This is a genomic window from Pseudanabaena biceps PCC 7429 (genome assembly GCF_000332215.1).
Classification (GTDB): Bacteria; Cyanobacteriota; Cyanobacteriia; order Pseudanabaenales; family Pseudanabaenaceae; genus Pseudanabaena; species Pseudanabaena biceps.
Genome location: NZ_ALWB01000325.1, coordinates 1 through 3,751 on the forward strand (window position 1 = coordinate 1; position 3,751 = coordinate 3,751).

Sequence of the window (3,751 nt, forward strand, 5' to 3'; positions counted from 1 at the left end):
TGTGGCGCACGCTGCGCGTGCGCCACAGCTTTTTGGGTTTTACATTTAATTGCGACTGGCTACTTATAGCTATTTAGACTTTTAAAGGAATAGAGCGGGTAAGGCGATCACCCCATCCTATACCCAAGCCTGCAATTAGAAAGGCGATCGCCGTTAAGATAAGCACATCCGCCATAGAGAGTGCGGCAGATTTTGGTACAGCATAGCCAAAAATAGCGATCGCCCCCGATAGACCACCAAAAAAAGTCCCTACCGTCAAACCACTCAGAGACTTTGGAACCATCGTCAGCGCAAAGGCAACCATGCCGTTATTCACCGCACTGAGGCAGAGGAGCATCCATAGGATCAAGATGATGGCAGCGATCGCCCCATAGCCAAACGATAGCAAGCCTAAAGCCAAAATTAACCCACCCAAGCTAACGATCATCAGGCGTTTGTTATCGATAAACTTTGAGATTCTACCTGTCCCCAAAGCTAGCAAGGCTTGAGCGATCAGAGCCGCGCCCATTAATAATTCAAAGGATAAACCCGTAAATCCTGTAATGTCCGCTTTGATTGTGCGGGGCAACACATCCCCCATCAACAGGCGAATCCCCACACCAATTGCCGCACCAACCAGCATAACGATCGCCAAATTGCCCAAAAAGTCTCGGATCGGAAATTGACTGTCTTGATCAGGAGCGGCATCGGGAACGGGATTTTTGGGAATGTAGATAGTCGCCGCTCGCAAACTTGCCACCCCAGCCAACAAAGTAATCGAAGCGATCGTAAAGGTAGCAGGTGCGCCCAAGCCGAGAATGAAACTTGTGGCGAGGGGACGAATCGAAGCCACAAAACCACCCACCAAAGTTAAAACACTGCCTGCAAGGGGCAATTGCGTGGCTCCTGCAAAGCTAGCCAACAAGCAAATGACGGGACTGCGAAATGTTGCCATAGCGATCGCCCACAAAATTGCAAGACTGGCCAAAATCAAGCGGGTCACATCGTTTGCCCCGCCAAAGATGACGATACAGGGCAAACCCATAAAAAAAGCCGTAGCAGCAAGCGTAGCAGCCACAATAATAGGCATTCGCGAACTGTACCAACTCTGCCAGCGATCGGACAGTCCACCAAATAATGGCTCGACGATCGCTGCGATCGCACTTTCGATGACCAGCAGTAGCGCCGCAAATTGCTGCGCTTGACTAGGTGGATAGGCAAAAACCTGTTCGATAAACTTTGGCAAGTAAATTGCGTAAGCAATCCAAGTCAAGGAAATCGCGCCCTGCACTGAGGCAAGACTCCAGACCTGTAGCCAACGCACTTGATTTGATGTTGGATTTGGGGCGATCGTCATAAATCTCTTTTTGTTAAGTACTTCGGTTTATCCCAAAACGCAAAATTGCGCTAACGTTGGCTGAGCGGAGTCAAAGCCACAGGTACTTTAATTAATAGCAAGTCCCTTACGGAGCTTGACTTTATGATTCCCAAATATGATTCCCAAAATTGTTGTCACAATTTTGGGAATCGGCATAAATGTTACAAAATTTAAGTAGCTAGGCGCAATTAAATACAAAATCCCAAAGCCTGTAGCGCACGCTGTGTGTACGCTACAGGTTTTGGTTCTGGGTTTTAATTATGCCCAGCTACTTAGTTGCAAAATTAGTTACAAAACAAAATTAATATTACGAACTCTGGTTTTAGAACTCGGTACAGCCTTGCATCGAGATCTTGCCATCGGGCATCGTCGCACGGCAAAGATTAGTTTGGGTCAAGTCCACATTGGTCAAGTTTGCGTCCGTGAGATCCGCACGATAGAGATCCGCACCTTTGAGGTTTGCGCCCGTCAAGTCCGCACCATAGAGACTGGCGTTACGCAAAGAAACCTTGGTGAGATTGGCGCGATTGAGCTTCGCGTAAACCAACTCAATATCGATCAAATTAGCGTTTTGTAAATTCGCTTCGGTTAGATCGGCATATTTCCAGCGACTATTGCGAGCATTTGCCCCAGACAAATTAGCTTGAATGAGATCGCTATTAATCAAAAATGTATTGCGGAGATCGGAATTGCTAAGGTCGGCTCCACGAAAGTCAGCGTAGTAAATGGTGCTATAGGCTAAAGTCGCTCCAGAGAGGGCACTTTTGCGGAGATCGGCAACATCAAGAAACGATTCGCGGAGGTTTGCCCCTGGTGCGGCAAGCCCACTTAGTTCGCAACGCTGACAAGTGTGATGGGTGAGCAGAGATTGGATATGTTGAGCATTTTGAGCTTGTACAGCTGTCGTACCAATCGTTATGCTAGCAACAAGGGCGCTAGCGATCGCAGTCACGGAGTTAGTAAAGGCTGTTGACTTCATGGGTAAAGCACCTAAATTTAGCAAATCCTTTACTAATTGTTATCACAACAACTCCCCCTTCAACACAGCAAAATGTAACAAAAAAACTGAAAGCAATAATTAATGAATTAATGCGAAATATAGCGATCCTATAAAAATATAAGTAGAAACACAAGTTTTACTTACAGAGCTTTGCGCTCAAATCCAAACCAAGAATTTTTAAAAGTGTTGCTTCGCAACACTTTTAAAAATTCTTGTGGTTCTTTTGATCAAAAATTGCGATAAGACATAAAACCCCAAAAAAGATTGGCGGCGCAAAGCGCCGCCAATCTTTTTTGGGGTTTTAGATACTTAAAAAACAAAACCTAGAAGAGCATACCGCCCACTACGCGGGCGGTATGCTCTTCTAGATTTTAAGTTTATTTATGCTGAACTACTTATACCAATTTACTGAAGTGAGCCAACACTTCAGTGAATTAAAAAACAAACCCAGTAAGGTTTTGAGATTCCCAAAATGGCACTGCCATTTTGGGAATTGGTATTATATATCGGTGATTAGCTAGGATATTTGCTATTTGAATTAACTCTCCGATGGTCTAATGATTTTGTATACTTGTAGTATTTGTTGATGTTTTGTCATGGATCGTACTGAATGTTCGAGCAGTTTCTAGACACGAATGCTTTATCCTTTCGACCTGAAGTTATTCCCATTTTGGGGGTGCTGATTCTACTAGAGGCAATTTTGTCGGCTGATAACGCGATCGCCCTTGCCGCGATCGTACGGAGTTTGCCCGACCCCAAGCAAGAGGAATGGGCGTTACGGTATGGCTTGATTGGAGCATTTGTACTACGTATAGTGCTTATTTTTACCGCGACATGGGTCATAAAATATTGGCAGTTTGAACTGGCAGGTTCGGTATATCTGCTTTGGCTTTCTGGTAAATTCTTCTTGGAAAAATCCCAAGAAGATCACGATACCAAGAACCCCGTACGCATGGCTGATAAGCTATGGCAAGTGGTGGCTCTAGTGTCGCTGACGGATTTAGCCTTTTCGCTTGATAGTGTGACTGCGGCGGTAGCAGTTGCCGAGGAGACTTGGCTAGTGCTGATTGGTGGCGTAGTGGGGATTATCGCCTTAAGATTTTTGGCTGGGCTATTTATTAAATGGTTGTCCGAATTTACACACCTTGAATCGGCAGGTTATCTGATCGTATTGTTGGTGGGGATGCGTCTGTTTATTAAAGTGTTTTCCGATAGTCTCGTTCCTCCAGAATGGTTGATGCTTAGCTGTATTGGGCTAGTTTTCCTCTGGGGCTTTTCTAAACGCGAACCCTTGGAAATTACGAGCGAGATTGAAGAGGTTGCCGAATAAAAAACGAATTATTGCTCTAATCAACGTGAGTTCGGGATAATTGGAAACGGGCTTTGAGAAAGGG

At 45.2% G+C, this 3,751-nt stretch carries 3 protein-coding genes; 1 reads left to right on the forward strand and 2 read right to left on the reverse strand.

Going from position 1 to position 3,751, the window contains the following annotated elements; all coding sequences use genetic code 11:
- Positions 1-73 precede the first annotated feature (73 nt).
- Entirely contained in the window at positions 74-1,336 is a 1,263-nt protein-coding gene (locus PSE7429_RS21725) for an MFS transporter (RefSeq protein ID WP_009629531.1), read from the reverse strand.
- A 343-nt stretch (positions 1,337-1,679) separates the two neighbouring features.
- Positions 1,680-2,336 carry a pentapeptide repeat-containing protein gene (locus tag PSE7429_RS21730; RefSeq protein ID WP_009629532.1) on the reverse strand — a complete coding sequence of 219 codons (657 nt, stop codon included), beginning with the start codon at positions 2,334-2,336 and terminating at the stop codon, positions 1,680-1,682.
- 631 nt (positions 2,337-2,967) lie between these two features.
- On the opposite strand from PSE7429_RS21730, the gene PSE7429_RS21735 reads away from it, so the two are divergent.
- Complete coding sequence (locus PSE7429_RS21735) at positions 2,968-3,687, forward strand: TerC family protein (protein ID WP_009629533.1); 720 nt, start codon at positions 2,968-2,970, stop codon at positions 3,685-3,687.
- The last annotated feature ends 64 nt before the right edge of the window (positions 3,688-3,751 follow it).